This window comes from Fibrisoma limi BUZ 3, from assembly GCF_000296815.2.
Classification (GTDB): Bacteria; Bacteroidota; Bacteroidia; order Cytophagales; family Spirosomataceae; genus Fibrisoma; species Fibrisoma limi.
Window position 1 is genome coordinate 1948473 of the sequence record NZ_CAIT01000006.1, and the last position, 25914, is coordinate 1974386.

General features: G+C 53.4%; 22 protein-coding genes. 16 read left to right on the top strand and 6 right to left on the bottom strand.

The features are described 5' to 3' along the window. Window positions 1–3: 3 nt before the first annotated feature. The 7 genes from BN8_RS15955 (at window position 4) to BN8_RS15980 (ending at window position 8231) form a co-directional block, all read left to right on the top strand. Window positions 4–2199, top strand: coding sequence for a M28 family peptidase (locus BN8_RS15955; RefSeq protein ID WP_009282941.1), 2196 nt, complete (start codon window positions 4–6; stop codon window positions 2197–2199). A gap of 156 nt (window positions 2200–2355) precedes the next feature. Further along, entirely contained in the window at window positions 2356–2937 is a 582-nt protein-coding gene (locus BN8_RS15960; protein ID WP_051041068.1) for a Crp/Fnr family transcriptional regulator, read from the top strand. A gap of 66 nt (window positions 2938–3003) precedes the next feature. Then, window positions 3004–3708: an alpha/beta fold hydrolase gene (locus tag BN8_RS15965; protein WP_009282943.1), complete on the top strand. Its 705-nt coding sequence runs from the start codon at window positions 3004–3006 to the stop codon at window positions 3706–3708. Further along, the gene (locus BN8_RS33335) at window positions 3699–3872 is read left to right on the top strand and encodes an alpha/beta fold hydrolase (protein ID WP_192579059.1); all 174 of its coding nucleotides are present in this window, start codon (window positions 3699–3701) and stop codon (window positions 3870–3872) included. Before BN8_RS15965 ends, BN8_RS33335 begins: the two co-directional genes overlap by 10 nt. A gap of 170 nt (window positions 3873–4042) precedes the next feature. Then, window positions 4043–6322 (top strand): heavy metal translocating P-type ATPase, encoded by a 2280-nt coding sequence (locus BN8_RS15970; RefSeq protein WP_009282945.1) that lies wholly within the window; start codon window positions 4043–4045, stop codon window positions 6320–6322. 33 nt (window positions 6323–6355) lie between these two features. Beyond that, window positions 6356–6568 carry a heavy-metal-associated domain-containing protein gene (locus tag BN8_RS15975; protein ID WP_009282946.1) on the top strand — a complete coding sequence of 71 codons (213 nt, stop codon included), beginning with the start codon at window positions 6356–6358 and terminating at the stop codon, window positions 6566–6568. 142 nt (window positions 6569–6710) lie between these two features. Further along, window positions 6711–8231, top strand: coding sequence for a GH3 family acyl-acid amido synthetase (locus BN8_RS15980; protein ID WP_009282947.1), 1521 nt, complete (start codon window positions 6711–6713; stop codon window positions 8229–8231). 50 nt (window positions 8232–8281) lie between these two features. Here the strand turns inward: BN8_RS15980 and BN8_RS15985 are convergent, their stop codons facing one another. After that, entirely contained in the window at window positions 8282–8785 is a 504-nt protein-coding gene (locus BN8_RS15985; RefSeq protein WP_009282948.1) for a Rad52/Rad22 family DNA repair protein, read from the bottom strand. Between the two features lie 49 nt (window positions 8786–8834). Then, a complete protein-coding gene (gene mutS / locus BN8_RS15990; protein ID WP_009282949.1) occupies window positions 8835–11486 on the bottom strand; it encodes a DNA mismatch repair protein MutS in 2652 nt (883 codons plus the stop codon). 128 nt (window positions 11487–11614) lie between these two features. Here mutS and BN8_RS15995 point away from each other — a divergent pair, with 128 nt between their 5' ends. The 3 genes from BN8_RS15995 (at window position 11615) to BN8_RS16005 (ending at window position 14159) form a co-directional block, all read left to right on the top strand. Beyond that, window positions 11615–12421, top strand: a complete 807-nt coding sequence (locus BN8_RS15995; protein ID WP_009282950.1) for an ABC transporter substrate-binding protein — start codon at window positions 11615–11617, stop codon at window positions 12419–12421. A gap of 118 nt (window positions 12422–12539) precedes the next feature. Beyond that, entirely contained in the window at window positions 12540–13055 is a 516-nt protein-coding gene (locus tag BN8_RS16000) for a DUF2911 domain-containing protein (protein ID WP_009282951.1), read from the top strand. Between the two features lie 51 nt (window positions 13056–13106). After that, complete coding sequence (locus BN8_RS16005; protein WP_009282952.1) at window positions 13107–14159, top strand: AraC family transcriptional regulator; 1053 nt, start codon at window positions 13107–13109, stop codon at window positions 14157–14159. On the opposite strand, the gene BN8_RS16010 is transcribed toward BN8_RS16005, so the two are convergent. From BN8_RS16010 to aroA, 3 genes are all read right to left on the bottom strand, one after another. Beyond that, window positions 14065–15228 (bottom strand): NAD(P)H-binding protein, encoded by a 1164-nt coding sequence (locus BN8_RS16010; protein WP_009282953.1) that lies wholly within the window; start codon window positions 15226–15228, stop codon window positions 14065–14067. The genes BN8_RS16005 and BN8_RS16010 overlap by 95 nt on opposite strands. 2 nt (window positions 15229–15230) lie before the next feature. Further along, window positions 15231–15590, bottom strand: a complete 360-nt coding sequence (locus tag BN8_RS16015) for a DUF4260 domain-containing protein (protein WP_009282954.1) — start codon at window positions 15588–15590, stop codon at window positions 15231–15233. 242 nt (window positions 15591–15832) lie between these two features. Beyond that, the gene (aroA, locus tag BN8_RS16020; protein WP_009282955.1) at window positions 15833–17089 is read right to left on the bottom strand and encodes a 3-phosphoshikimate 1-carboxyvinyltransferase; all 1257 of its coding nucleotides are present in this window, start codon (window positions 17087–17089) and stop codon (window positions 15833–15835) included. Window positions 17090–17535: 446 nt separating this feature from the next. Here aroA and BN8_RS16025 point away from each other — a divergent pair, with 446 nt between their 5' ends. Next, entirely contained in the window at window positions 17536–19956 is a 2421-nt protein-coding gene (locus BN8_RS16025; RefSeq protein ID WP_009282957.1) for an ABC transporter permease, read from the top strand. 172 nt (window positions 19957–20128) lie between these two features. Here the strand turns inward: BN8_RS16025 and BN8_RS33765 are convergent, their stop codons facing one another. Next, complete coding sequence (locus tag BN8_RS33765; protein WP_262493832.1) at window positions 20129–20254, bottom strand: hypothetical protein; 126 nt, start codon at window positions 20252–20254, stop codon at window positions 20129–20131. 358 nt (window positions 20255–20612) lie between these two features. On the opposite strand from BN8_RS33765, the gene BN8_RS16030 reads away from it, so the two are divergent. The 5 genes from BN8_RS16030 to BN8_RS16045 all read left to right on the top strand — a co-directional run bounded on the left by BN8_RS16030 (window position 20613) and on the right by BN8_RS16045 (window position 25907). Continuing rightward, the gene (locus BN8_RS16030; RefSeq protein WP_009282958.1) at window positions 20613–21008 is read left to right on the top strand and encodes a nuclear transport factor 2 family protein; all 396 of its coding nucleotides are present in this window, start codon (window positions 20613–20615) and stop codon (window positions 21006–21008) included. A 342-nt stretch (window positions 21009–21350) separates the two neighbouring features. Further along, a complete protein-coding gene (locus tag BN8_RS16035; RefSeq protein WP_009282959.1) occupies window positions 21351–21575 on the top strand; it encodes a hypothetical protein in 225 nt (74 codons plus the stop codon). 558 nt (window positions 21576–22133) lie between these two features. Next, a complete protein-coding gene (locus tag BN8_RS32905; RefSeq protein WP_144051682.1) occupies window positions 22134–22358 on the top strand; it encodes a hypothetical protein in 225 nt (74 codons plus the stop codon). Window positions 22359–22417: 59 nt separating this feature from the next. Next, on the top strand, window positions 22418–23926 hold the full coding sequence (locus tag BN8_RS31855) for an adenylate/guanylate cyclase domain-containing protein (protein ID WP_009282961.1): 1509 nt from the start codon (window positions 22418–22420) through the stop codon (window positions 23924–23926). Window positions 23927–23939: 13 nt separating this feature from the next. Further along, window positions 23940–25907, top strand: coding sequence for a cyclic nucleotide-binding domain-containing protein (locus BN8_RS16045; RefSeq protein WP_009282962.1), 1968 nt, complete (start codon window positions 23940–23942; stop codon window positions 25905–25907). Window positions 25908–25914 lie beyond the last annotated feature (7 nt).

Here is a 25914-nt window from a genome sequence, read left to right on the forward strand (position 1 = left end):
TCAATGCAACACCATTCCTCACGTATCGCCCGCTTCGGGATATTGGCGCTCAGCCTCAGCCTGAGCGCAGCACAGGCACAAACGCTGACTGGTTTCGCACCTGGCCGCCAGGAAGCCCAGATCAAACTGGAAGCCGATTTTAAGCAACAACAGTCGTCAGCAGCGTTCAAGAAACACCTTGAAGCACTCAGCAGCGTCCCGCACGTAGCGGGTTCGCCCGAAAATGAGCGCGTTCGGGACTACATTGCCGAAACCATGCGCAAGGCTGGCTGGCAGGTCGACATTTACCCGCACGACATCTACCTCCCCAAAGGCCCCGGCGAGATTGCCGTGGAGTTGGTTGAACCGGTTCGGCAGCCGCTGAACATTCGGGAGTACATCTTCGCCGAAGACAAATACAGCAAAGATCCGCGCGTGATGCCCGGCTGGAATGCCTACTCCGGCTCCGGCGACGTAACGGCGGAGGTAGTGTATGCCAACTACGGTACGAAGGAAGACTTCGAGCGCCTGAAAGCGATGGGTATTTCGGTGCAGGGCAAGATCGTGATGGCCCGCTACGGGGCAAACTTCCGGGGCTACAAAGCCCAGCACGCCCAGGCCGCCGGTGCCGCGGGTGTTATTATCTACACCGACCCCGCCGACAGTGGCTACATGAAAGGGCTCACCTTTCCGGAAGGTCCACAACCCAGCGAAAGCATCATCCAGCGCGGCTCTCTGCTGACGGTTCCGTACACGGGTGATCCACTGACACCGTTCGAGCCAGCCCTGCCGATGGACGGCAAGACCAAAATCAAGCGACTTGATCCGAAGGACGTAGCGCTCCATAAGATTCCGGTGACGCCCCTCCCCTACGGTTCGGCCGTCGAGATACTGAAGCGCATGACCGGCGCGAAAGCCGTACCGGCCGGCTGGCAGGGTGGTCTGCCGTTTACGTACCGGCTGGAAGGTGGCTCAAGTCTGAAAGTACGCCTGAAAGTGCAGCAGGAGAAAGCCATCACGCGGGTGTATGAGGTTGTGGGTACGTTGACAGGCTCCGAGTTCCCGGACGAGTGGATCATTGCCGGATGCCACTACGACGCCTGGTCATACGGCGCAACTGACCCCAACAGCGGCACGGCTATGCTGTTAAGCATGACGGAATCATTAGGCAAGCTGGCCAAAGCGGGTCAGCGGCCGCGCCGAACCATCAAAGTCGCCCATTGGGATGCTGAGGAATTTGGCGTGATTGGCTCGGCCGAATGGTCGGAGCAGTTCCGCGATGAGTTGACGCAGAAAGCCGTTGCCTACATGAATTACGATGCGGCCGTATCGGGCCGGATCTTTGGGGCCAGTGCGTCGCCGTCGATGAAAAAATTGCTGATCGAAGCCACACAGACCGTACAGTATCCGGATTCCAACAAAACGGTTTACCAGCATTGGCTGGCGCAGAGCGGAGCCAAGCCCGGCTCGACCCGCGTGACGGGTTCGTCGGCCCCGGCCGTTGCTGAGAACGAACCGGTTATCGGCAACCTGGGTGGTGGTTCCGACCACATCGGCCCGTACATGCACGTCGGTATTCCGTCGCTCAACGCCGGAACGGGTGGCCCGACGCTCTATCACTCGGCTAACGATGATCTGTTTTTCTACGACAAGTTTGCCGACCCAACGTACAAGATGGGCCCGATGGTGGAGCAGGTAGTTGGTACCATGTCGCTCCGGCTGGCCAATGCCGACCTGTTGCCCTACGACCTCGCCCGCTATCCAACCGATCTGGCAACACACCTGAAAGCGGCCGAAAAAGCCATTAAAGCCTACTCGCCTACGTATTCCATTGAACCGCTATTAGCGGCCGTCGCCGAGTTGAAAAAGAACGCTGACGCCTGCGAAAACGCCCGACAGACGTACCTGAAAAGCGGCCGTACGGATAAACTGGCCGAGCTGAACAAAGGGTTACGACAATTGGAGCAGTCGTTCATCGACCCGAAAGGTATGGCATTTGGTGCGTGGTACCGGTCGCTTTACGCGTCGTCGGACCCGTACAGCGGTTACGCTTCCTGGATGCTACCGGGATTCCTGTATGAAGCATCGCTAAAGTCAACAGCCAACCTACCGGACCTCGAAGCGCGGTACAAGAAAGCCATCAATACGTTAAGTGAGCGGTTGCTGGCACTGAGCCAGGGCATGGGGGCTCCGGCCATGCTCGGCGGGGGTAGTCGCTAGGCGTTACAATCAGAATGCTCAACAGAACGATGAACCTGATATATCGAGTTTGCTACGAGTAATACCTCACAATAAGGTTAGGAAAGCTGATGCTGTGTATACGCCATGCCGGGTGGCGTGTACACAGCAATAAGCATCGGTACAAATCCCTCATCAATGGATTACCCAATTGATCTTCTGCTATACTTCCGCCGTTTTTACGACATTAAAGCTGATGCATTTGACCAACTAATGGCCTGCCTACGGTTTAAAGCTTATAACAAAGGCGATTATATTGTTTGTCCGGGAGACATTCAGCGCGAATTGTTATTCGTACGAAAGGGCATACAAATGTCCTACGCCATTGTTGGCGACAAGCAGCACATTATTGTCTTCACTCACTCGCCGAATCTGTCAGCCATTCCCGACTCCTTTTCGTTTCAGAAGCCCTCCGAACACTACCTGCAATGTTTAACGGATAGTGAGTTTCTCGCTATCACCTACCATGAACTGCTCCGTATCTTTGATCATACGCCCGCGTTAGAAAGGCTGTTCCGCAAGCTAACCGAGGCTACGCTGGCAGGTGTTATTCATCGACACCTTGAGTTGCATGCCTTGTCAATCGAAGAGCGCTTCAAAAGCTTTGCCGCCCGTAGTCCGCAACTGCTGCTGACGATTCCGCATAAACATATTGCTTCTTATCTACACATCGATCCGACTAATTTCAGCAAACTGTTCAACTCCGTGCGCCTGGATTAGCTTGGTTTACACCAACATTTGTTTGGGTTGGGTCAGCTTGTTTTGTCTTACCAATCATAACAGATCATGGAAGACACAACACCAAACTGGGTGGATCGGCATGAGTATCCGTTTCAATCGCGTTACCTGATGGTCAACGGCTATCGGCAGCATTACATCGACGAAGGCACGGGGGATACGCTGGTCTTTGTGCATGGCACCCCATCCTGGAGTTTTGATTTCAGGAACGTAATCAAGAACCTTCAGCATCGGTTTCGCTGTATCGCCTTTGACCACATTGGATTTGGCTTATCGGACAAGCCGGTTACCTATGATTACTCTACGTTAAATCATAGCTTAACTCTGGAGAAAGCCATAAATCAACTTCAGTTGACCGATATCACCCTGGTCATGCATGACTTCGGAGGGCCGATTGGATTCCGGTATGCGTTAGAGCACCCGCAACGAATCCGCAAGCTTGTAGTTTTAAACTCCTGGCTCTGGAGCAACCAGGAAGATGCCGATTTCCGACGGATTCAAGCCGTGCTTCGTAGTCCCTTGTTGCCATTTTTGTACCGATACCTGAACGTTTCTCCCCGTTTTTTGCTACCAGCCTCGTTTGGACAGCATAAACTGACCAAGGCGATTCGAGCGCAATACATACACCCCTTTCGCAAGCTTTCGAGCCGGACTGCCCCCTGGCTTTTGCTCGTTCTTTGGCTGAGGATCAGGCTTGGTTTGACCAGTTATGGCAACAGAGAAGCCGGCTTGAAAACAAACCGATGCTTTTAATCTGGGGTTTAGTGGATAAGCTGATCAAACCCACTCAACTGGTTAAGTTTCGAAGCGGCTTTCCGCAGGCCCAGGTCTATGAACTACCCTTAAGCGGGCATTTTCCACAGGAAGAACACCCGAAGGAGGTGGCCCAGGCTATTGCTTTTTTTATGGATAAGTAAGGTTGTTCAGCCGCATTGGGTAGGTTCGGGATAACCAGCCAGCTAGCCGACAATCCTGTACCTTCTCTCTCGAATTGTGTAATACTTTGTGCACCCCAAAGGCCGTACCTTTGTTATGTAAATGATGGGCCGTTCTGAGCGCTCAGAACTGTTCCAAAATAGGTAAGGGTATGGAAGCACAAACCGTGGTTCGACCGGCCGGAAAAGCTGGCAACCGACATATAGTTAAGAAAACCTTCCCGGTATTAGAAATGAGTTGCGCAGCCTGTGCTGTCAGTGTGGAATCCATGCTGAAAACAGCCGCCGGGGTACGCGACGCAGGCGTAAACTACGCGAATCAATCGGCCTGGGTTGAATACGACGATACGGCGACAAACCCCGAGGCTCTGCGCCAGACGGTGCAGTCCATCGGCTACGATTTAGTTATTGAAGACGAAGAAGAGGCCCGTCGGCAGCAGGAAGAAGCCCAGCAACGGCGCTACGTAGCCTTGAAACGGCAAACCATCGGTGCGTCCGTGCTGGCTGCGCTGGTCGTGATTCTGGGCATGTTCGTTATGGAGCTGCCCGGCGTAAATCATACCCTGATTCGCTGGGGCTCTCTGATTTTGACGGCCCCGGTAGTGTTCGGTTTTGGTCGGCAGTTCTTCGTTAACGCGTTCAAACAGGCGCGTCACGGCAAAGCCAACATGGATACGCTGGTGGCCTTGTCGACTGGCATTGCCTTTATCTTCAGCGCCTTCAATACAATTTACCCCGAATACTGGACAAGTCGCGGACTTGCGCCTGATATGTATTTTGAAGCCGCGGCCGTCATTATTGCTTTTATTTCGCTTGGTAAGCTGCTGGAAGAACGCGCTAAGTCGAATACGTCGTCGGCTATTAAAAAGCTGATGGGTCTGCAACCCAAAACGGTGCGCGTTCTGGTTGATGGCGCCGAGCAGGACATTCACATAGCGCAGGTAACTGTTGGACAAACCATCATCGTCCGGCCGGGCGAACGCATTCCCGTCGACGGTCGCGTGACTAACGGCCAGTCGTTCGTGGACGAAAGCATGATCAGCGGGGAGCCGGTACCGGTCGAGAAGAAAGCCGGAGATCGGGTCTTTGCCGGAACGGTGAACCAGAAAGGTAGTTTCCAGTTCATAGCCGAGCAGGTTGGTGGTAACACGATCCTGGCCCAGATTATCCGCATGGTGCAGGAAGCGCAGGGTAGCAAAGCACCGGTGCAGAAGCTGGTCGACAAAATTGCGGGCATCTTTGTACCGATTGTGCTTGGCATTGCGCTGCTTAGCTTAGTGGCCTGGGTAGCAGCAGGGGGAGACAATGCCTTTACACAAGGGTTGTTAGCCGCCGTTACGGTCCTGGTCATTGCCTGCCCGTGTGCGCTGGGCCTGGCAACACCAACCGCCATTATGGTTGGTGTTGGTAAGGGAGCTGAGAACAACATCCTCATCAAAGACGCCGAAAGCCTGGAGCTTGGTCAGCGCGTAACGGCCGTCGTTTTGGATAAAACCGGGACGATTACCGAAGGCAAACCCGACGTAACGGACTGGTCCTGGACAATCGAGCCAACTCAACAGAGAACGTACCAATCCGTGCTGTTGTCGATGGAAGCGAAATCGGAGCACCCACTGGCCGAAGCCGTTGTGCGAGCGCTGTCTGAGCAGACTGTCGAACGGATTGCGATGAGCAATTTCGACAGCCTGACCGGTCAGGGCATTACGGCCGAGCGCGATGGCGAACGGTTCTGGGTTGGTAACCGGGGCTTGGTTGAGCAACGTGGACTGCAACTTCCGGACGTAGTGAAGGACCTCACCAATCAATGGCAGCAGGAAGCCAAAACGGTTATTTATTTCGCCAACCAAACGAAGGTGCTGGCCGCTCTGGCCATCGCTGACCGAGTGAAAGAAACCTCCCGGCAAGCCGTAGCCGACCTGCAACGACAAGGCATTACGGTGTACATGCTCACAGGCGATAATGCAGCAACGGCGCAGGCTGTGGCTCAGCAAGTCGGGGTTGACAACGTTCGGGCAGAGGTTCTACCGGCCGACAAAGCCGCCTTCGTGAAAGACTTACAAGACAAAGGGCAGATCGTAGCGATGGTCGGCGACGGTATCAACGACTCGCAGGCACTGGCTCAGGCCGACGTCAGCATTGCGATGGGTAAAGGCTCCGACATTGCCATGGACGTAGCGAAGATGACACTCATTACGTCCGACCTGAATCTGGTACCGAAAGCGTTGAAACTATCGCGCCAGACGGTACGTACCATTCGGCAGAACCTATTCTGGGCGTTTATTTACAACCTGATTGGTATTCCGATTGCGGCCGGGGTGTTGTATCCAATTTTCGGTTTTCAATTGAACCCCATGATCGCTGGGGCCGCGATGGCACTGAGTTCCGTATCGGTTGTGAGTAACAGCTTGCGACTGAGAACTTTCAAACTGTAGTTAAGTCAAAATCAGAATCAACAATACAACCTCATGGAAACGCTGAAATTCAAAACCAACATAAAATGCGGCAACTGTGTCGCTGCCGTTACGCCCCACCTCAACGCTGTAGAGGGCATCGAGAAATGGGAAGTTGACCTGAAAGATCCCAACCGGACGCTGACGGTCGAAACCGAAGGTGCCGACGCTGGTACGGTAAAAAAAGCCGTAGAAACAGCGGGTTATAAAGCTGAGCCAGTGGCGTAATTAATACGTGCCTCAGGATGAGCGGTCTGGTTTTGAAACCAGACCGCTTTTTTGTATCCAGGGCCCTACTTTATGCGGTAACCGAACAAAGCCCGGTCGATCAGGTTAATTCAGGCAGTGTTTGTACAAGAACGAATTATCCATGACTGTTATCGGCGAGTTAATTAAGAAAGCGATTGATGTCTACGGCTCCATTACGTCGGAACCTGACCCGGCGAAGGCCCAGCGCGAGGTGTTGAAAAACCTGCTGGAAAAAGCCAGACTCACCGCTTTCGGAAAAAAACACAACTTCACCCAGATCCTCAACAGCGACGACATAGTTAAAGCGTTTCAGCAGGAAGTCCCGGTCCATGACTACGATAAAATGTACGGCGACTGGTGGCATTACCTGCTGGAAGGGCATCAGAACGTTACCTGGCCGGGCGGTCAGCGGTATTTTGCCCTGAGCAGCGGCACCACCAGCAACAGCAAATACATCCCCGTGACCGACGATATGCTCGATTCTATTCGCAAGTCGGGTATTCAGCAGGTGATGAGTCTGAAAAACTTCGATCTGCCCGGCGATTTCTTCGAGAAGCAGATCATGATGCTGGGCAGCAGCGTCAGCCTGATTGAAAAAGACGACCACGAGGAGGGCGAAATCAGCGGCATCAGCGCGGCAAACCTCCCGACCTGGTTCCGGGGATTCTACAAACCTGGGGTCGACATTGCGTCGATCAAAGACTGGGACGAGCGCGTACATCGCATCGCGCAGGAAGCCCCGAAATGGGATATCGGCAGCCTCAGCGGCATCCCGTCGTGGATTGAGATGATGCTGAAGGAGGTGATTTCGCACAACCGCCTGAATACCATCCACGACATCTGGCCTAACCTTCAGGTCTACACGTCGGGGGGCGTAGCGTTCGAACCGTACCGAAAAAGCTTTGAAGCGCTACTGGCCAGACCGCTTATCTACATTGATACGTATCTGGCATCGGAAGGCTATCTAGCTACCCAGAAACGGCCCGATACGTCGTCGATGGCCCTGATTCTGGACAATGGCATCTTTTTCGAGTTCGTACCCTTCACCAACGAGAACATGGACGAAGATGGGCGGGTGAAACAGGACGCGACGATTCTGTCGCTGGCAGAAGCGCAGGAGAACGTTGATTACGTACTGCTGATTTCAACCGTTTCGGGTACGTGGCGGTACATGATCGGCGATACGGTCATGATTACTGACAAGCAGCGGTCGGAGATCAAAATTACCGGCCGGACCAAGCATTTTCTGAACGTAGTGGGCGAACAGTTGTCGGTTCACCAGATGAACCAGGCGATGCAGAAGCTACAGGATCAGTACGATATTGCGATTGAAGAGTTTGTAGTCGCGGCTGTACGCAAAAACGGCGAATACATCAACAAATGGTTCATCGGCTCCAACCGGCCCATTGATGATCAGAACGTGGCAGCTTCGCTGGACGGCGAATTGTGCGAACTGAACAAGAACTACAAGGTTGCCCGCACCAAATCGCTGAAGGGCGTGGAAGCCGAAGTGATTCCGGTCGAGAAGTTTCACCGCTGGAGTCAAGAATACAAAAAGCTCGGTGGCCAGACCAAGATTCCGCGGGTGATGAAAGAAGAGGATTTTCTGGAATTTGAGCAGTACATCCACAGCATTGCTTAAATGTCACAGGGATCAGCAAAAAGCCCCGCCAGCGCTGGCGGGGCTTTTTGCTAAACGGCTCTGGCGGCCGGCTTGGCGTGTTCGGGTTTGAGCACTACCACATCGCGAACAGTGCCGCCCGCGTTGATTTTCTCCACCATCTTGTCCAGCAACGGCGTGGCCCAGTCCGGTATGTATTTGTCGGTGGTTTGTACAAAAACCCGCGGAAAATCGTACAGGGTCCGTCCAAGGCCAAACTGCACCGCACAGCGCTTCATGGCGTCGCTGATACCGCCTTTCACGGGCTCAATGTCCGTTCGGCTCGCTCCGTCGGTCTTACGGACGATCATACCGCTGGGCATGACGACCGAGATCGTGCAGAGGAAGCCGCCTTCGATTTCCTTGATTTCATTCTGCCAGTTCGACCAGCCGAACTGTTCATCAAATCGCTGCATGACGCAACGGTTGGTGATATACGGCACGACGATGATCTTCTGGCCGTCTTTGGTCTGGCTTTGCACCCGCCATTCAACTTCCTGTGGTGTCAGTGGGGCGGTGAGTATGGTTAACTCCATTGGGTTGTTGTTTACTGTATTTTCCAATTTGACTGTAGATTAAGATTCATCACTCCACCAGCTTCGCCAGCTCGTTCAACTTCAATAACGCTTCGATTGGTGTCAGGCGGTTCACATCGATGGCGCGGAGCTTTTCTTTCAGCGCTTCTGCTTTCGGATCACCGGCCTCAAAAATCTTTAGCGCAATCTCCTGTTCCTGCGAGGGGCCGGCCATGCTGATCTTTTCCTTGTTCGCTTCGCGGATGTGCGAGGCTTCCAACTGCTTCAATATCTGCCCCGCCCGGTTAACGACTGAGCCCGGCATTCCGGCCATTTGGGCAACGTGGATACCGAAGCTGTGCTCGCTACCACCTTCCTGCAACTTGCGCAGGAAGATGACTTTATTACCCATCTCTTTGACGGCTACGTTATAGTTCTTAATCCGTGGGTTGTCGTTCGCCAGGTCGTTCAGTTCGTGGTAGTGGGTCGCAAACAGCGTTTTCGGGCGGCAATCGGAGTGATTGTGCAGGTACTCCGTAATGGCCCAGGCAATCGATACGCCGTCGTACGTACTCGTTCCCCGGCCAATTTCGTCCATCAGCACCAGGCTTCGTTCGCTGAGGTTGTTCAGGATGCTGGCCGTTTCGGTCATCTCGACCATGAACGTCGACTCACCCCGCGACAGGTTATCCGAAGCCCCAACCCGTGTAAAAATCTTGTCGACTAACCCGATTTCCGCCGATGATGCCGGTACGAAGCTCCCTGACTGCGCCATCAGTACGATCAGGGCCGTTTGCCGCAGCAGGGCCGATTTACCCGCCATGTTCGGGCCGGTGATGATTACGATTTGCTGCGTTTCATCGTCCAGGTAAACGTCATTTGGAATGTACGGCTCGCCGGGCGGCAGTTGTTGTTCAATCACCGGGTGGCGACCGTCCTTGATGTTCAGCACCTTACTCTCGGTAATCTCCGGCCGAACGTACCGATTCTTCAGGGCTATATGCGCAAACGACGCCAATACGTCCAGCACCGACAGCACCCGCGCGTTCTGCTGAATAGCCGCGACATACTCGCCAGCCGCCATAACCATTTCGCTGAACATCCGCGACTCAATGCTGAAAATCTGCTCTTCGGCGTTCAGGATCTTGTCTTCGTATTCTTTAAGTTCCGGCGTGATGTAGCGCTCAGCATTGACCAGCGTCTGCTTCCGAATCCAGTCGTCGGGGACGCGGTTCTTGTGCGCGTTCGTCACTTCGAGGTAATAGCCAAAAACCTTGTTATACGCGATCTTGAGCGAGCTGATACCCGTCCGCTGAATCTCGCGGTCCTGCAATTGCAACAGGTAGTCTTTGCCCGAATAGGCAATCTTGTGCAGTTCGTCCAGTTCAGGATTCACCCCTGAGCGAATCATATTTCCCTGGTTCGATAGCGTCGGCGGATCATCGCGCAGTTCGGCCTCAATACGGTCAATCAGGAAGCTGACAGGGTTCAGTTGGTCGGCGTACTTTTTCAACGAAGGCGATTCCGGCTTCTGCGACAAGGCCGTTATCAGCAGTTCTTTAATCGGCAATACGTGCTGCAACGATCGCTTCAATTGCAACAGTTCGCGCGGGTTGATCCGCCGAACGGCCACTTTGGACACCAGACGCTCCAGGTCCCCTATTTGCTTGAGGTGGCCAACCATAATTTCCAGCAACTCATCGTCCTGGTGCAGCAGATCAACCATGTTCAGCCGCTCCTCAATCAGGGCTTTCTCCTTAAGAGGCAGGTTCAGCCATTTCCGTAACAGACGCGCCCCCATCGGCGTAACAGTCTGGTCCAGAATCTGAATCAGTGGAACGCCCCCCTCCTGCTGAGCCGCAACGAGTTCGAGGTTACGGATGGTGAACCGGTCGAGCCAGACGTAGCGATCTTCTTCCAGCCGCGTAATGCGCTGGATGTGTTGCAGGTCTTTGTGCTCGGTCTCGTTGAGGTAATGCAGGATTACCCCGGCCGCAATGATACCGTCGGGCAGACCTTCAATCCCAAAGCCTTTCAGTGAGGTCGTCTGAAAATGCTGCTTGAGAAAGTTATAGCCGAAGTCGTAGGTGAAGGCCCAATCTTCCAGCGTGTAGGTATGAAACTTGTCGCCGAATAGGCCGCCGAACTCCGCCCGGTTGCGCTTGCAGTACAGCACCTCCGATGGGTTGAAGCTTTGCAGCAGTTTATCAATGTAGGCCGAGTTGCCCTGCGACGCCAGGAATTCGCCCGTTGAAATATCTAAGAAAGCGATACCAAACTGATCGTCCGATTTCCCAAAATGAACAGCCGCGAGGTAGTTGTTCCGACGCGTATCCAGTACGTTATCGTTGAAGGAAACACCGGGCGTCACTAATTCGGTCACCCCCCGCCGAACGATACCTTTGGCCTGAGCCGGGTCTTCAAGCTGGTCGCAGATAGCCACGCGTTCGCCCGCCCGGACGAGTTTGGGCAGGTGGGTATCCAGGGCGTGATGCGGAAAACCCGCCAGTTCTTCATTGGCTCCGCCGTTGTTCCGCTTGGTCAGCGTAATACCCAGAATCTTACTGGCTTTGATGGCGTCCTCGCCGAAGGTTTCGTAAAAATCACCGACGCGGAAGAGCAGCAAAGCGCCGGGATACTTGGCTTTAACCTGGTTATATTGCCGATTTAAGGGGGTTTCTTTAGCGGGTTTAGTGGGTTTCGTTGCAGTGGCTGTCTTCACCGAATGAGTAGTATTAGTTTAAACAAATTTAGCGATTTTTAGCGAGGAATTGACATCAAATTCCGGTTAGTGTTCGTGTTAAACAAAGCCCTGTAAGGGCGACCTGTCAATAGTTAATAGATCTTCAAATGCTTCCTCAACGTATCATCTCCGTCGTTCCTTCGCAAACCGAACTGCTTTTTGACCTCGGCTTAGACGAAGATATCGTCGGCATTACAAAGTTCTGCATTCACCCAGTTGACAAGGTCAAGGACAAACCCATCGTTGGCGGTACCAAAACACTGCACATCGAGCGCATTCACGAGTTGCAGCCGGATCTGATCATTGCCAATAAGGAGGAAAACACCCGCGAGCAGATCGAAGAACTCCAACGGCATTACTCGGTTCACATAACGGATATGAGTACGCTGGCCGACGCGCTGACAATGATTCGGGAGGTGGGGAGGCTGGTCGGGAGAGAGCTGGAAGCAGACCGGATGGCCCAGCAAATTGCTGCTTCGTTCGGAAAGATTGCCCCCCAGCCTCCTGAACGGGGAGAAAAGCCGGAAATGCCAGGGTCGGCTCCCCCTTCAGGGGGCTGGGGGGTATCCGTTGCCTACTTCATCTGGCGGAAACCCTATATGGTTGCCGGGTGCGATACGTTCATCAACGCTATGCTCGAAGCCGCCGGATTTCAAAACGCATTTGACAATCTGTCTCGCTACCCAGCGATTTCCGAAACCGATCTGCAAGCCGCCCGACCAGATTGTATTTTCCTGTCATCCGAGCCGTATCCCTTTAAAGACAAACACATCGCGGAGTTGCAAGCCATCTGTCCATCGGCGCAGGTGATGTTGGTCGATGGCGAACTGTTTAGCTGGTACGGCAGTCGGTTACTGCAAACGGCCGACTACCTCGAATCATTACGGCAGAATATACGGTTAGCAAGCCACTGATCCTCAGTGTGACGAAACTTGAACACATTTGAACAGCGCCTGAATAGGTAGTTTGCGACACTTTCTCGACTTTTGAGTCGTCAACAGGTTTAATTCCAACCAAACAACACAAAATACCATGAAGAAAGTAGCCTTTATTGCGGTGTTCCTGCTCGCAGCCGTACAGTTGTTCGCTCAGGACGATAAGTCAAAACGGCCAAGTCCACCCGCTCAGGAAAAAGAAACCGTCAACGGCAAAACCGTCACGATTGACTACAGCCAGCCGTCCGTAAAAGGTCGTAGCGTATGGGACCCGAACGGTAAAGTAGCGCCCTACGGTAAGGTGTGGCGGACGGGTGCCAATGAGTCGACGACGATTGAGTTCTCCGACGACGTGAAAATTGAAGGTAAGTCATTGCCCAAAGGTAAGTATGCACTGTTTACTATTCCGGGCGAAAAAGAATGGACGGTCATCTTCAACAAAACACCGAAGTGGGGGGCGTTTAGCTACAAGGAAGACGAAGACGTACTGCGGGTGACGGTTCCGGCCAAGAAAGCCAAAGAGTTCATGGAGAAGTTTACCATCGACATTAAACCGCAGGGAACCGTCGCCATGATGTGGGCCGATACTGAGGTGGATTTCAAGGTTCAATAGGTAACGCCGTAGCGAACCAAATTCAGAAAGGGTGTCGTATCTTCGTCCATCATGACGACGAACGACACCCTTTCCGCTTCTTCGGTTAATCTGGTCCTATTTGCAGCCAGGCTGAAAGGCGCTGATACGGATGCAATAGCCCAGTCGGTTGGCATCGCTCCCGAACAGCTTCGCGACCCCGACGGCCGCATTCCGATCCGGCAGATGCAATCGCTCTGGCGGGAGGTTATCCAGGCCACCGGCGACCCCTACCTGCCCTTGCATCTGGGGAATCTGATCAATCCGGTTTCGGTGGGTGTGCTGGCCTATGTTATGATGCACTGCCCAACGCTCGGTAAGGCGTTTGAAAAACTCTGTCAATATCAGGATATCGTCTGTGAGGGTCTCGTCACGACCGGGCAACAGATCGATGATCGATACGAGATGACCCTGCGCATCATCAGCGACGATATCATCTTTCCCGACCACGTATTCAATTCCGAATTATCCATTTACCTGTCGGCTATCCGGGCGCTGACCGGGCAACCGGTTACCGCCCGGGAAATTCGATTTGCCTACCCCCGCCCCCTCGACATTCGTGAACACGAGCGCATTTTCGCTCCGGCCCGGCTGGTATTCGACGTAGCTGAAACCGTATTGGTGCTGGATGCCCCCCTGCTCGATACACCCATTCTGAACGCCAATCCAAGTCTGTTTACGCTGTTCGAGCAGCACGCCGACGAATTGCTCCGGAAACTTCAGCAACCGTCGTTAACAGCCCGGGTCAAGCAGGAAATCGTGACCATGCTCAAAGGCGAAGAACCAACCCTGGCGACCGTTGCCGACCGGCTGGCGATGGGTGTCCGGACGCTGCAACTGCACCTTAAAGACGAGGGCGTTACGTACCAGCAGGTACTGGATGAAGTACGGCGCGACCTGGCCGTTAAGCACCTGCGCGAACCGCACCTCAGCACGACGGATGTAGCCTACTTGCTGGGCTATTCTGAACCCAGCGTCTTTTTCCGATCGTTCAAGAAATGGACCGGATCAACCCCTGGCGCGTTTCGGGCTGCGCATTTGCCGACGAATTACGGCTGGGGTTCAACGCTCCGGCAGACGGCGTGAACTCAATCTTAAGCTGATGATTGGCAAACCAGGTCAGGGTTTCGGCCAGGGCTTGCTTTAGGGGTGTTTCCTGAAAGTCCGGGAAGAGTGAACGGACCTTTGTATCGTCGAGCACGACGGTGTTCTGGTAGAGATACCCCATTTCCTTCACCTCGCGTAGAATCGGTAAAAACAAACCCATGACCGATACGAATAGCGGGCTGTACACCTGTGTTTTGAGCGGTTTACCGGTCAGTTCGGCAATCTGGCTGAAAAACGAGCGCATGGAGGGGTGGACCTGACCGCCGTAGTTGAAAACCTGGTAGGCAGGGGTTGAACCAGCGTCAGACGTACCGTCAGACGAGTAGCCCAGCACTCCAGCGTCTGACGCGATTCCAGACAACTTTCCAGCGTCAGACGCGTTCCCCGCCCCCACCGAGCGCAGCATCAACCGCACAATCACCTCAGCCGCGTCTTTCGTGTATACTGCCTGGTGCGGAATGTCAATGGTATACAGCCACGGCAACGCCTTACCCTGCAGGGCATTTTCGAAAATAGGCCGAACGCCGTCGTTCAAAACGTTTGGCCCCCAGAAGTCCGGCAGCCGAACGTTCAACACCCGGCAGTGCCCCGCCTTAGCCGCTTTTTCCAGCATCGCTTCGATCTCGACCCGTAGCTGACCTTTTCTGGCGATTGGGTTGACAGGGCTGTCCTCCCGAATCGGCTCCGTGGCCTTACCAAAGCCGTAAATGTTACCCGGAAAGACAATCACAGCTCCTCCCCGCTGACTCGCGGCATCGATGACCTTTTGCGTGGCGGTATCCATGTTGCCGAACCACTGATTGTAGGGATAATTGATGCCGTGGAAGATAAAGTCTTTGTCAGCCGCAACGCGTTTCAGCAACTCAGCGTCCTGCACATCCCCCTCCACAACGGTGAGCGTCGGTTGGTTGAGAAATAGCGCTTCGGCTTTGGCCCGGTTGCGGACCAGAATGGTAACGGGCAGTTGACGGGCCAGCAGGTTTTCAGTTACCGCATAACCAATGCTACCGGTGGCACCCAAAACGAGAATTGTCGGTTGTGTGTTCATGGCTACTTCGCGTGGTTACCGACAAATCCCAGGTGCGTGTGTTTGAAACTATCACTGTATTTCAGACCGTAGCCCATCATCCGGTCCATGCTGGCGTGTCCGAAGAGGATAATCCCGGCCAGCATCAGGATCGGTTGCTGCGTCAACAGGCCAATTGTGCCAACCAGCAGCGCAATACCTTTATGGTGCCCCAGGTTGTAACCGATAGCCCCAATACGTGGGTTGATGAAGTAACCGACCATACTAATGTCCGGCAGCAGAATCAAGGCGGGGAACCACCACCAGGCGTAAGGCAACTGGCTGAACAGGACGATAGACAGGGCGAACTGCGCGAATTCTTCGAGTTTCAATACCGTTTTCATGACTTTCGTTTGCGTTTTTGTTTGATACAAAGGTCAGCCGCAAACGCCGATCAGGAGGTGACAGAATATGAAAACCGAATGACGGATTACGAAAAACTTGCTTAATTCTTTGCCACAAATCGTATTTGCCACAGATTTCGCAGATCACACGGATTGACTGGTTTCGAGACCCGAAATTCGTACGGTCAGGTTCTCAACCTGACCGCACGTTCAATCAGCGTAATTTGCGTAATCTGTGGCAATTAAAACTGACTAACCTCTACTACCTTTTTCATATCATCCCAGAACGACGGGTAGGATTTAGCCACTACGCCCGGCTCTTCAATAATAACCTCCTGCCGCATCGCTACGGGCGCGAAGGCCATTGCCATGCGATGGTCGTCGTACGTATGAATTTGGGGGGTAGCTTGTAAGGTCTGAGGAGTCAGGGAGCGCACCTCGTAGCGGAGGTTTGCTTCTACCTCGACCAGTTCTGCACCGATCTTTTGTAGCTCAGCCTGAAGGGCGGCTACGCGGTCGGTTTCTTTGATTTTCAGGCTTTCGATGCCCGTTAGCGTCAACGTAACGCCTTTCATAGCCGCGCAGACAGCGACCGTCTGGGCCAGGTCCGGGCAGTCGGTGAAGTCCCAGGCCAGCGAGGTTTCAGCCGGGCGTTTGGTTAGTCGAACCCCCTTGTCAGTAAACGTACTGTCGACGCCCATCGCCCGCATAATGTCAACGATGGCACTGTCGCCCTGCAACGATTTTTCTTTGAGGCCCAGCAGGTCAATCTCCGACGATTCATCTTCGGCCAGTGCTGCAACACTGTACCAGTAACTCGCCCCCGACCAGTCGGATTCAACCGCAAACGTAGTGGGGACGTACGGCCTCGGAGCTACGGTGATGGTGTTATTTGTCCAGTCGGCGGTTACGTCGGCCCCGAAATGGCGCATCTGCTCCAGGGTCATTTCGATATATGGCCGTGAGCCGACAGCACCGGTCAGTTCAATAGTCAGGCCGGCCGGCAGCATCGGGGCAATCATCGCCAGGGCCGAAATGTACTGGCTGCTCACATCGCCCCGGATGCTCAACCGATCTACCCCCGACGCCTGGAAGCCGTTCAGTTGCAAAGGTGGGTAGCCGTCGTTTTTCAGGTACGTGATTTCAGCACCGAGCGTCCGTAGCGCATCGACAAGAATCCCAATGGGCCGCTCACACATGCGGGGTGTGCCGGTCATGACTTTTTGCTGGCCCGTCACGGCGAAGTAGGCAGTCAGGAAGCGCATGGTTGTTCCGGCATCCAGTACGTCGGCGGTGGACGGTCCGGCGCTCTGACCCTCCGACGACAGCAACCGAATCATCGTTTGCGTATCGCGGGCGGTCGACAGGTTCTGAAGCTGGCAGCGAAAGCCCGTCAATGCGTCGATGATCAGGGCGCGGTTGCTTTCACTCTTTGAAGAAGCTAACGGAATTGTTGCCCGAACAGGGCCAGAAGGAGGAGTTAAACGAACGGCGTTCAAAATTAAGCGGGGTTATTGGCAGTCAAAACTGTGCAAAACAACAAAAATTAGCCCGCATTTTGAACCGACGTAGCAAACCAATGAGTCGCTTTATAGCGAGCATCGTTTGAATCTCGTTGGACCCCAAATACGCCTATCACATAAAAAGAGCGTTTTGGTACGTTCAGACGCCATTAGTTCTACATTTTTTGCGAACTAACTGTATCCGATAACGCCATATGTTTCCAACAATACCCGCCTAAGAGGTTGAATGACACCAAGCCTTCGTCCCATTTTTAAACCAGTTCACCCCATTTTTTCATGCTACCTGTGCCAATCCGGTATTTTGCAGCCGCTTACTCGTGTACGCGCTTCGAATACGTCGAGCCGAGTCTGGGGGCGTCGCACGAAGCGAAGTTATAACCCAGACTCCTTTAAAACTTATTAACCTTCTTATCAACAGGATCATGATCGGAAGCTATCTCAAAACAGCGAGACGCAACTTGATGCACAACAAGCTTTTCTCGTTCATCAACATTGTTGGCCTGGCCATCAGCATGTCCGTCGGGTTGCTGCTGATCGCCTTCTTACTCGACCTGCATTCATACGACAGATTCCACGAGCATGGCGACCGCATCTATCGCATTACCAGTGTTGTGACTGTCAATCGTGACCGGGGCAAGTTTGCCACTACCTCCGTAAAGACCGGAAAGCTGATCCGGGAGAAAGTGCCTGGCATTGAGGACGTAGCTATTCTACGTAACGATTTTTCGGGTGATGCAACGGTTGGCGACGATCTTATCCCGATCAAGGGTTTCTGGGCGGAGCCGTCGCTGTTCAGGATTTTTACGTTCCCGATGCTGGAAGGTAACCCCAACTCGGCGCTGAACGATCCTTACTCGATCGTCCTGACCGAGACCGCTGCCCGGAAACTCTTCGGCAATCAATCGGCACTTGGTAAGGCAATCAGGTTCGATACCCTCGCTTACAGGGTGACTGGTGTGATGAAGGACGTCCCCTTCTTTTCGCACCTTCAATTCGAAGCGTTGGTATCACTGTCGACGGCCGAACAACTTAACAGGAACGACAACAACTTCTACAACTGGACGAACGTAGCGTCGAACTTCGTGTACCTCCGGCTACCGACAGATGCCGACATGACTTCCATCCAATCGCAGCTCGACGCCATTGCCAGGGTGGAAAATCTCGCTGAAGCAAACACGAAAATTCAGCTTGAGCTTCTTCCCTTATATGAAACCGTGGTGGGAGAAAAGTTCCGCCCTTCCGAAGGGGGACCAGGGTTTGTGGGGCCTCACATGTCTCCCCGTACCCTCTGGATACTCGGCGGGCTCGCCCTTGTGGTGATCTTGTCGGCCTGCTTCAACTATACCAATCTGTCGATGGCACGAGCCATGCGTCGTTTTAAGGAAGTAGGTCTTCGCAAAGCGATTGGAGCCGAAAAAAGCCAGATACGGCAGCAATTCCTGGCGGAGTCGATCATGATCGCCCTGGCAGCCCTTGTTCTTTCATTCCTCCTCTTTCTCATACTACGACCGCTGCTGATAAACCTGGCTCCGGAAATGCAGCGAACGGTGAAACTTGAGCTCACGTCAACTATGGTCGTAGCTTTTATCGTCTTTTCAACCACCGTAGGTGCTATTGCCGGCTTTATGCCTGCCCTGTTCTTTTCGAAAGTCAGCGCGATCAGTGCACTCAGAAATGTAGCAACGGTGAAAGTATTCAAACACATGACGCTCAGACGCATGCTGGTGGTGGTTCAATATACACTCACGCTGATCTTTATCACAACAACCGCCATCGGCTACGTGCAGTATAAAAACTTACTGGCATTCGACCTGGGATTCAATACTGAAAATATCCTGAACATCAGGATGCAGGGCAATAAGCCGGATGCGTTCCAGAAGAAGCTGAGCGAGATGCCGGAAGTAGCCGCACTGTCCCGCTCCTTAATCGTCACCAGCGTTGGAAATGCCTGGGGCGGCTACATGAAATATAAGGATTCGCGCGACTCTGCCCTGGTCATGACCAACCACGTCGACGAAAACTACATGGCCCTGCATGAATACAAACTCATTGCCGGAGGAAACTTTATGGCACGACCTACTACATCCAAAGCCGCCACGGAGGTGATCGTTAACCAGCAGTTTTTAAAACGCTTTACCATTGGAAACAACGACCCCCAGAAAGCAATCGGGGAGAAAGTTACATTCAGCAATTTCGGTGGAACGCGCAGGCTGACCATCGTGGGCGTCATGAACGACTTCCACTACGGCAAGCTCGACAACCTCATCGGGCCGGTTGCCTTCCTGCACTGGACGCCCGAAGACCCAACAGTCATCAATGCCAAAATACGAAGTACTGACATGCTGGCAACCAAAGCCAAGATCGAATCTGCCTGGAAGGAGCTCGATCGGGTTCATCCGTTTCGGGCTGAGTTCTATGACGAAGCCATCGAAGAAGCATACAGTGAATTTTCCACCCTGATCAACATTATTGGTTTCCTTGCCTTCCTCGCCATTTCAATCGCATCGATGGGCCTGTTTGGCATGGTAGCCTATACGACCGAGACCCGCCTGAAGGAGATCGGCATCCGCAAAGTGATGGGTGCCAGTTCGGGCAACCTCATCTACTTATTGAGCCGCGGCTTTCTCGTACAGTTGTCGATAGCGGCACTCATCGCACTGCCGATAACGTATCTTTTCTTTGAAAACGTGGTACTCACCCGGTTTCCGTATCACACACCCGTGCAGGTCGCTGAGTTGTTCGTGGGCTTGCTGGCCGTATGGCTGCTTGCTTTCATTTTGATTGGATCGCAGACCATGAAGGCAGCCAAGCGTAACCCAACGGAAGTTCTGAAGAGTGAATAGGCAGTTAGGTTATGAACAATCGTACTGCGCGGGGCCGCGGACGGGTGCTGATGCGGTCGATAACAGCTTAAGACGTTTGTTGATTAATCGCCATGAGTGGCCGTAGCGATATCGGCTCAGGCGTCCCATTCGGCAAACCGGCTGCTGTAGCCTTGTTGAATCAAGGGATAGGCTAGTTTGTCCAGCAGTGGCCGCATCGGGGCTGTTCGTTCTCGATGAGTTGCAGAATCGCTGCGGTAGTTGCTTCGAGCTGACCCACTGAGAGGTCGGCATATCCGGCCTGCAATCTCGCCTTCATGGGGTCATAAGCAAAAAGGCTTTGGTCTACTTTCAGTAATCAGGATGGTTTTGCTCATTAATTTTTCTGCTTAAAATGATAAGGCAAAGCTGGAGACGAAGCGGGAATCTGGATTGATATAAAACTGGGAAAAGCTGACACATTTTGACGTACCTTTCAAAAGCCAATAGGTAAGGGTTGATAGTAGTTTTTTAGGCATAGGTTCCCTGTAGCATTTTGTTAATACCTCCATTATCCGGTCGATGTAGCCGTTTAAAATGGGACCGTTTTTATGATTTATACCTACTTTACTAACTGTCTTACCTGACCAGGTTTCGATCAGGCAATAACATATCGTCCACTAATTCCTGACTAAAGAATGAGCACCACAGAAAATAAACGCCTGATAGAGAGCATCTTTTCTGAATTATCTAAAGGCAACGATCAGCCTTTCCTGGAAGCGATGGCTGAAGATGTGCAATGGATCTGGATGGGCAGTGGACAATGGGCGAAGACCTTTCAGGGAAAGCAGTCCGTAGTTAACGATCTCTGGGGGGCGGTAAAGACTACCTTGATTCCTCCCTATAAAGCGACTGCTACTCGTATCCTGGCAGATGGTGATTACGTAGTTGTGGAAGCAACTGGTGAAAACATGACGCCTGATGGCAAGCTCTATAATAATCGCTACTGCTGGGTATGCCGTATGGGAGAGGGCAAACTACAAACGATCAATGAGTACATGGATACGGAACTAGTGACAAATACCTTCCAATAATGGGCTTTGGCTAAGCCTCCTATGAATGGAGTTAAACGTCAAGGAACAGAGGTTTTGAGATTGGACTTACTTCTCGTCTGTTTTTCTGTCACCGCAGCAACGGGGTATCCGTCCGGGGGAAGCCGTTCCGATGTATGTTGACTCGTACAGTAACCTTCCTCCCTTTATTAATGTATTGTTTCGCCCCCATTTCCAGACAAAAACGCGGGCAGGAGCGACTCATGATATTATTATAGCGAGCTCTTACCCGCCTGTTATAGTGTAAAATGGGGAGTTTGCTTAGCCCCGTATCAAAACGGGACCCCGAAGACCCTATACCCCTATGAGGGTGAACGCTACGTAGTGAATCAAGATGACGAACTGCTTTACATCATCAAGGGCGGCAGTAAAACGCGCCTGCCCCCCTATGGTAAAGATCTGTTCTACATGGCCAGCCCACTGACCACACTACAGTATGAACGGGACACCCAGGGAACGGTCAGTGGTTATCAGCTCATGGGCATTGGCGTCCCCTGGATGCGACTCTTATCTTTAACTCCGATCAACAGGGCCGTATCTCATTGGTGAGCAAGATCCAGAACAGCGAGATGCAGGCCAAACGTATTGAACAACGATGCTTATGGCGGCCTAAGATAAGTTTACTTTTTAAGTGAATATGATTGGTTCAAGCTTATAGCCCTACTATCCGTTTACAGTATCCCTCCTAAAAGCAGTCGGCGACTTCCGGATCTATCTCCTCTTTCTTATCGTAATTCTTCCAGCGTCTTCGCTAATCGCCCTTTGGTTGATGGGCTTGTTATGGGCTCAGCATGCCACAACGGCTTTGCGCTCGCAATGAATTATTGATCAGGATGGCCTGAGTCGCTTAGGCGGTCGATTCGGCCAGTGTTTAGAAAAGGGAGTTCGCACCTTACGGCGACGCTTTTTCAGCAATACCTTATGGGCTTCCAGCTCGCCTTTTACAGCAATCAATTAAGTTTCTTAGCATATGTTACATAGTTGGTATACAATGCAACAAATGTGTTAGCGAAAAAGCTGGGCGTTGGGGTATTTGCCGAAGGTTTGGCCCCAGGACACATTCACGCAGGTCGGCTCCCCATTCCCAGAACGCATCTATTTGTACTCATGACACCTTTTATTCAATCGTTCTACCTCAATCCTTCCCGTCTGTTCGTGAGCCAAATCCGGGGTTTACTCACGCTAATGATAGGGATGACTGGTAGCCTGACCACGCTGGCCCAGGCACCCGTGGTAACAGCCCTCAGCCCAACCCGCAACGTCCGTTCGGCAGCTACCACTACCGATGTTCACCTTCAGCCAGAACCTGACAGCTACCAACGACCCTCTTGAGCAGAGCGTCATCCTGACGGTAGAAAACATAATAAATTTTCGACTTTTCACTCTTTGTTATGCGTACTAATCATTTGCTTCGCCTTATCCTGATTGGCTTACTATTCAGGTTGTCGTCACCCGGATGGGCGCAGGATGGCGCACTTCCAGCTTCGCATTGGGCCACCGAACTGGCTCGGCAAACTGACTCTACCCGCAAAGCTGAGGTACTGCTCTTCATGGCAAAAGACCTTGAATCCAGTAACCCAAACGGCGCGCTTGTCTACGCTCAGCATGCCCTCGACCTCGGTCAAAAGCTCAACGCCACCAAAGTAATTGGACTGGCTGCTTTGCAACTTGCCAGACTCCACACCACCCTCGGCAACAAAGCCAAAGCCCGGCGATTTCGCAAACGAGCTGAGGAAGCGTTGCGCTCGGTTGATCTGATGGCCGAGTTGAACCGGCTCGAAACCCAGAAAGCACAGGCCGAAGAAACGGCCGCCAACTCCCAGCAGGCCGTGAGTACGCTGAGTACCGAAGCCCAGCAAAAGCAGACCTTGCTGGCTCAGCAGGATCAACAACTCTCGCTACGTGCGCAGCAACTCCAGCAGCAAGGCAAGCTGATGGGGCAGAAAGACCAGCTCATCGGGCAAAAAGACCGGTTGATTGGTCAGAAAGATTCAATGCTGACCATGCGGGAGTTGTCGCTACGGTTTCAGCAGGATCAACTCCGAATTCTTGAACAGGAGAAAGCCCTCAAAGCCGCCGAAGTCGAGCATGAACGCACTATTCGGAATGCCCTGCTGGTAGGGGCCGGCCTGCTGGTGGCTCTGGCAGCTTTGCTCTGGCGACTCATTATCAATAAGCAACGCGCCAACCGCGAACTGGCTCAGAAAAACACCCAGCTCGATCTGGCCCGCAAACGCTCCGATGAACTGCTGCTCAATATCCTGCCCGGTGAACTGGTTGATGAGTTGAAGGTCCAGGGCATCACCCGCACCCGCCACCACGAGGAGGTGACGATCATGTTTACCGACTTCCGCGACTTCACCAAAATCAGCGAACAGCTTTCGCCGGTCGATCTGGTGAAGGAGATCGACTACTGCTTCCGCCACTTCGACCACATCATCGGTAAATACCCCAGTCTCGAAAAAATCAAGACCATCGGCGATGCCTACCTGTGCGCGGGCGGGTTACCCGCGGCTCACCCCGATCATGCCCATGAGATGGTAGCAGCCGCCCTGGAAATCCGGGACTTCATCAGCGAACTTGAAACTCAACGCGCCCGCGAGGGCAAAATAGGCTTTCAGATTCGGATTGGCATTCATACCGGGCCGGTGATTGCGGGGGTGGTAGGCGCTACCAAGTTCGCCTACGATATATGGGGCGACACGGTCAACACGGCGGCCCGGCTCGAATCAGCCAGTGAGCCGGGGCAGATTAATATCTCCGGCGCCACCTATGAGCGGGTACAGACACGGTTCAACTGTCGGCACCGGGGTGAAATAGCCACTAAGAATAAAGCCAACATGCGTATGTACTTTGTTGATAGTCAGCATGACAAACTCTTAAATCCTGTAAGTAGTTAATCGACGTTTTCCAATGAGACTTACAATTGAACCCTTAGCTAACGCCCATCAGAAAGAACAGCTACTGACGAACCTGCACCGTATTTTCGGTGAGTTTGATACGACTATGCTCGCCCTGCTCGAACCCATGCTGGAGTGGGTGGAGATCAGCGGAGGTGAGGTTTTGTTCCGGCAATATGAACCCGGCGACTGCCTGTATTTCGTCATCAGCGGTCGCTTGCAGGCGTACACAACCGACGAACAGGGTAACCATCAGGTAATGGGTGAGATCATCCGGGGCGAAACCGTGGGCGAGATGGCCATATTTACCGGCGACCCACGCAGTGCAACCATTGTAGCACTGCGCGACAGCGTTTTGGTAAAATTATCCCAAAACGCCTTTGAACAGGTTATTGCCGCCTATCCCACGGTGTCAATAAACGTAACCAAACTTATCATCAACCGGCTTCGTACCTCGCAGGAGCAGCCCAGAGCAGCCGGGTCAGACGTGACCTCTCGCCCAACCCGATCGCACCCGACCAAGAAACCCGTTAACATCTGTGTGCTGGCTCTGCACAACGGCCCGGCAGACTCCATCAGCCCGGCTACGCGGCTGGCGGCCGAACTGTCGCCCCTGTTGCGCCGGAAAGGAACGACCTTCGTGGTGTCGAGCGACGAGGTAAACGAAGTCTTCAACCAGCCTAATTTTGCTCAGGTTGACAAAGACAATCCGATAGCCTACCGGCAACTGAGTCAGTGGCTCGACGACCAGGAGTCGCAGCACGAGTTTATGCTGTACCTGGCAGACCCGTTCCGGCCCGAACATTCGGGGAATGGCCTTCCGGTTCTCTCGGAGTGGACGCGCCGATGTTTGCGGCAGGCCGATGAAATCCTACTGCTGGCCGATGCCACCCAGCCACCCGACCTGACTTTCATCGAAAAGCACTACCTGATGAATGAACTGTGGACGGGCGCTCCGCACACGCTGCTGTTGCTGCATCCGTCCGACACGACCCATCCGCGCGATACGGCTCACTGGCTGGCCCCGCGTCCGGCGGTGAAGCGGCATTACCACCTGCGCCCCGGACTGAACCGTGACATGGCCCGGCTGGCCCGCATTCTGAGCGGCACCTCTGTTGGGCTGGTACTGGCCGGGGGGGGAGCCAAAGGCTTCGCCCACATTGGCGTTCTGCGGGCGTTGCAGGAGTGGAACATCCCGATTGATGTTGTGGGTGGGACGAGCGTGGGGGGGCTGGTAGCCGCTACGTTCTCTTTCGACGAGGCCATTGAACCCACCACCTGGCACCTCCGCAAAGCCGCCCATTTCAACCCTACTAAAGACTACAACGTTCTGCCGTTTATTTCGCTGATCCGGGGCCGACGTATCGAGCAGATGATTCAAACCTGCATCAGCGATTTCACCGGCAACCCGACCCCCTACATTGAAGATAGCTGGCTAACTTTTTTTGCTCTGTCGAGTAACTACACCCGCGCCCGCGAGGAGATTCACACGCGGGGGCCCATGCTCAAATACCTGCTGGCGACTTCGGCCATTCCGGGGGTGTTTCCGCCCGTAATCGACGGCGACGACCTGCTGGTGGACGGGGGATCATTCAATAATTTCCCCGCCGATGTGATGAGCCGGTTCGGGGTGGGTAAGGTCATCGGCGTGGACCTAAGCATCGACAAACCCCGCAAGCTGACCATGGAGCAGATTCCCAGCCCGACGAGCCTGCTCCGGGATCGGTTTCGGTCTAAACGACAACGGAAATACCGACTCCCTTCGCTCTTGTCGCTCATGCTCAATGCCACCCTACTGTACAGCAGCGCCCGGCGCAACGAAAATATCCGTCATACTGATCTGTATTTCAACCCCGATGTGAGCCGCTACGGCATCATGAACTGGACCTCATACGACCAAATCGTGCAGAAAGGTTATGAACACGCTGTAGAGGTGCTCAACGGACTTCATCCCGATGAACTTGCCCGGTTACGGGCGTAAGTAACCG

Excerpts from the sequence above, each read along its gene's own strand:
- BN8_RS16015 (WP_009282954.1), bottom strand. The coding sequence starts at position 15,590 with ATGAAAACGGTATTGAAACTCGAAGAATTCGCGCAGTTCGCCCTGTCT.
- BN8_RS15995 (WP_009282950.1), top strand. The coding sequence starts at position 11,615 with ATGCTTCCTCAACGTATCATCTCCGTCGTTCCTTCGCAAACCGAACTG.
- BN8_RS32905 (WP_144051682.1), top strand. The coding sequence starts at position 22,134 with ATGACACCTTTTATTCAATCGTTCTACCTCAATCCTTCCCGTCTGTTC.
- BN8_RS31855 (WP_009282961.1), top strand. The coding sequence starts at position 22,418 with ATGCGTACTAATCATTTGCTTCGCCTTATCCTGATTGGCTTACTATTC.
- BN8_RS15960 (WP_051041068.1), top strand. The coding sequence starts at position 2,356 with ATGGATTACCCAATTGATCTTCTGCTATACTTCCGCCGTTTTTACGAC.
- BN8_RS15985 (WP_009282948.1), bottom strand. The coding sequence starts at position 8,785 with ATGGAGTTAACCATACTCACCGCCCCACTGACACCACAGGAAGTTGAA.
- BN8_RS16010 (WP_009282953.1), bottom strand. The coding sequence starts at position 15,228 with ATGAACACACAACCGACAATTCTCGTTTTGGGTGCCACCGGTAGCATT.
- BN8_RS33765 (WP_262493832.1), bottom strand. The coding sequence starts at position 20,254 with ATGAAGGCGAGATTGCAGGCCGGATATGCCGACCTCTCAGTGGGTCAG.
- BN8_RS16025 (WP_009282957.1), top strand. The coding sequence starts at position 17,536 with ATGATCGGAAGCTATCTCAAAACAGCGAGACGCAACTTGATGCACAAC.
- BN8_RS16045 (WP_009282962.1), top strand. The coding sequence starts at position 23,940 with ATGAGACTTACAATTGAACCCTTAGCTAACGCCCATCAGAAAGAACAG.
- BN8_RS15980 (WP_009282947.1), top strand. The coding sequence starts at position 6,711 with ATGACTGTTATCGGCGAGTTAATTAAGAAAGCGATTGATGTCTACGGC.
- BN8_RS16000 (WP_009282951.1), top strand. The coding sequence starts at position 12,540 with ATGAAGAAAGTAGCCTTTATTGCGGTGTTCCTGCTCGCAGCCGTACAG.
- BN8_RS15965 (WP_009282943.1), top strand. The coding sequence starts at position 3,004 with ATGGAAGACACAACACCAAACTGGGTGGATCGGCATGAGTATCCGTTT.
- BN8_RS15975 (WP_009282946.1), top strand. The coding sequence starts at position 6,356 with ATGGAAACGCTGAAATTCAAAACCAACATAAAATGCGGCAACTGTGTC.
- BN8_RS15970 (WP_009282945.1), top strand. The coding sequence starts at position 4,043 with ATGGAAGCACAAACCGTGGTTCGACCGGCCGGAAAAGCTGGCAACCGA.
- BN8_RS16030 (WP_009282958.1), top strand. The coding sequence starts at position 20,613 with ATGAGCACCACAGAAAATAAACGCCTGATAGAGAGCATCTTTTCTGAA.
- BN8_RS15955 (WP_009282941.1), top strand. The coding sequence starts at position 4 with ATGCAACACCATTCCTCACGTATCGCCCGCTTCGGGATATTGGCGCTC.
- BN8_RS33335 (WP_192579059.1), top strand. The coding sequence starts at position 3,699 with ATGCTTTTAATCTGGGGTTTAGTGGATAAGCTGATCAAACCCACTCAA.
- BN8_RS16005 (WP_009282952.1), top strand. The coding sequence starts at position 13,107 with ATGACGACGAACGACACCCTTTCCGCTTCTTCGGTTAATCTGGTCCTA.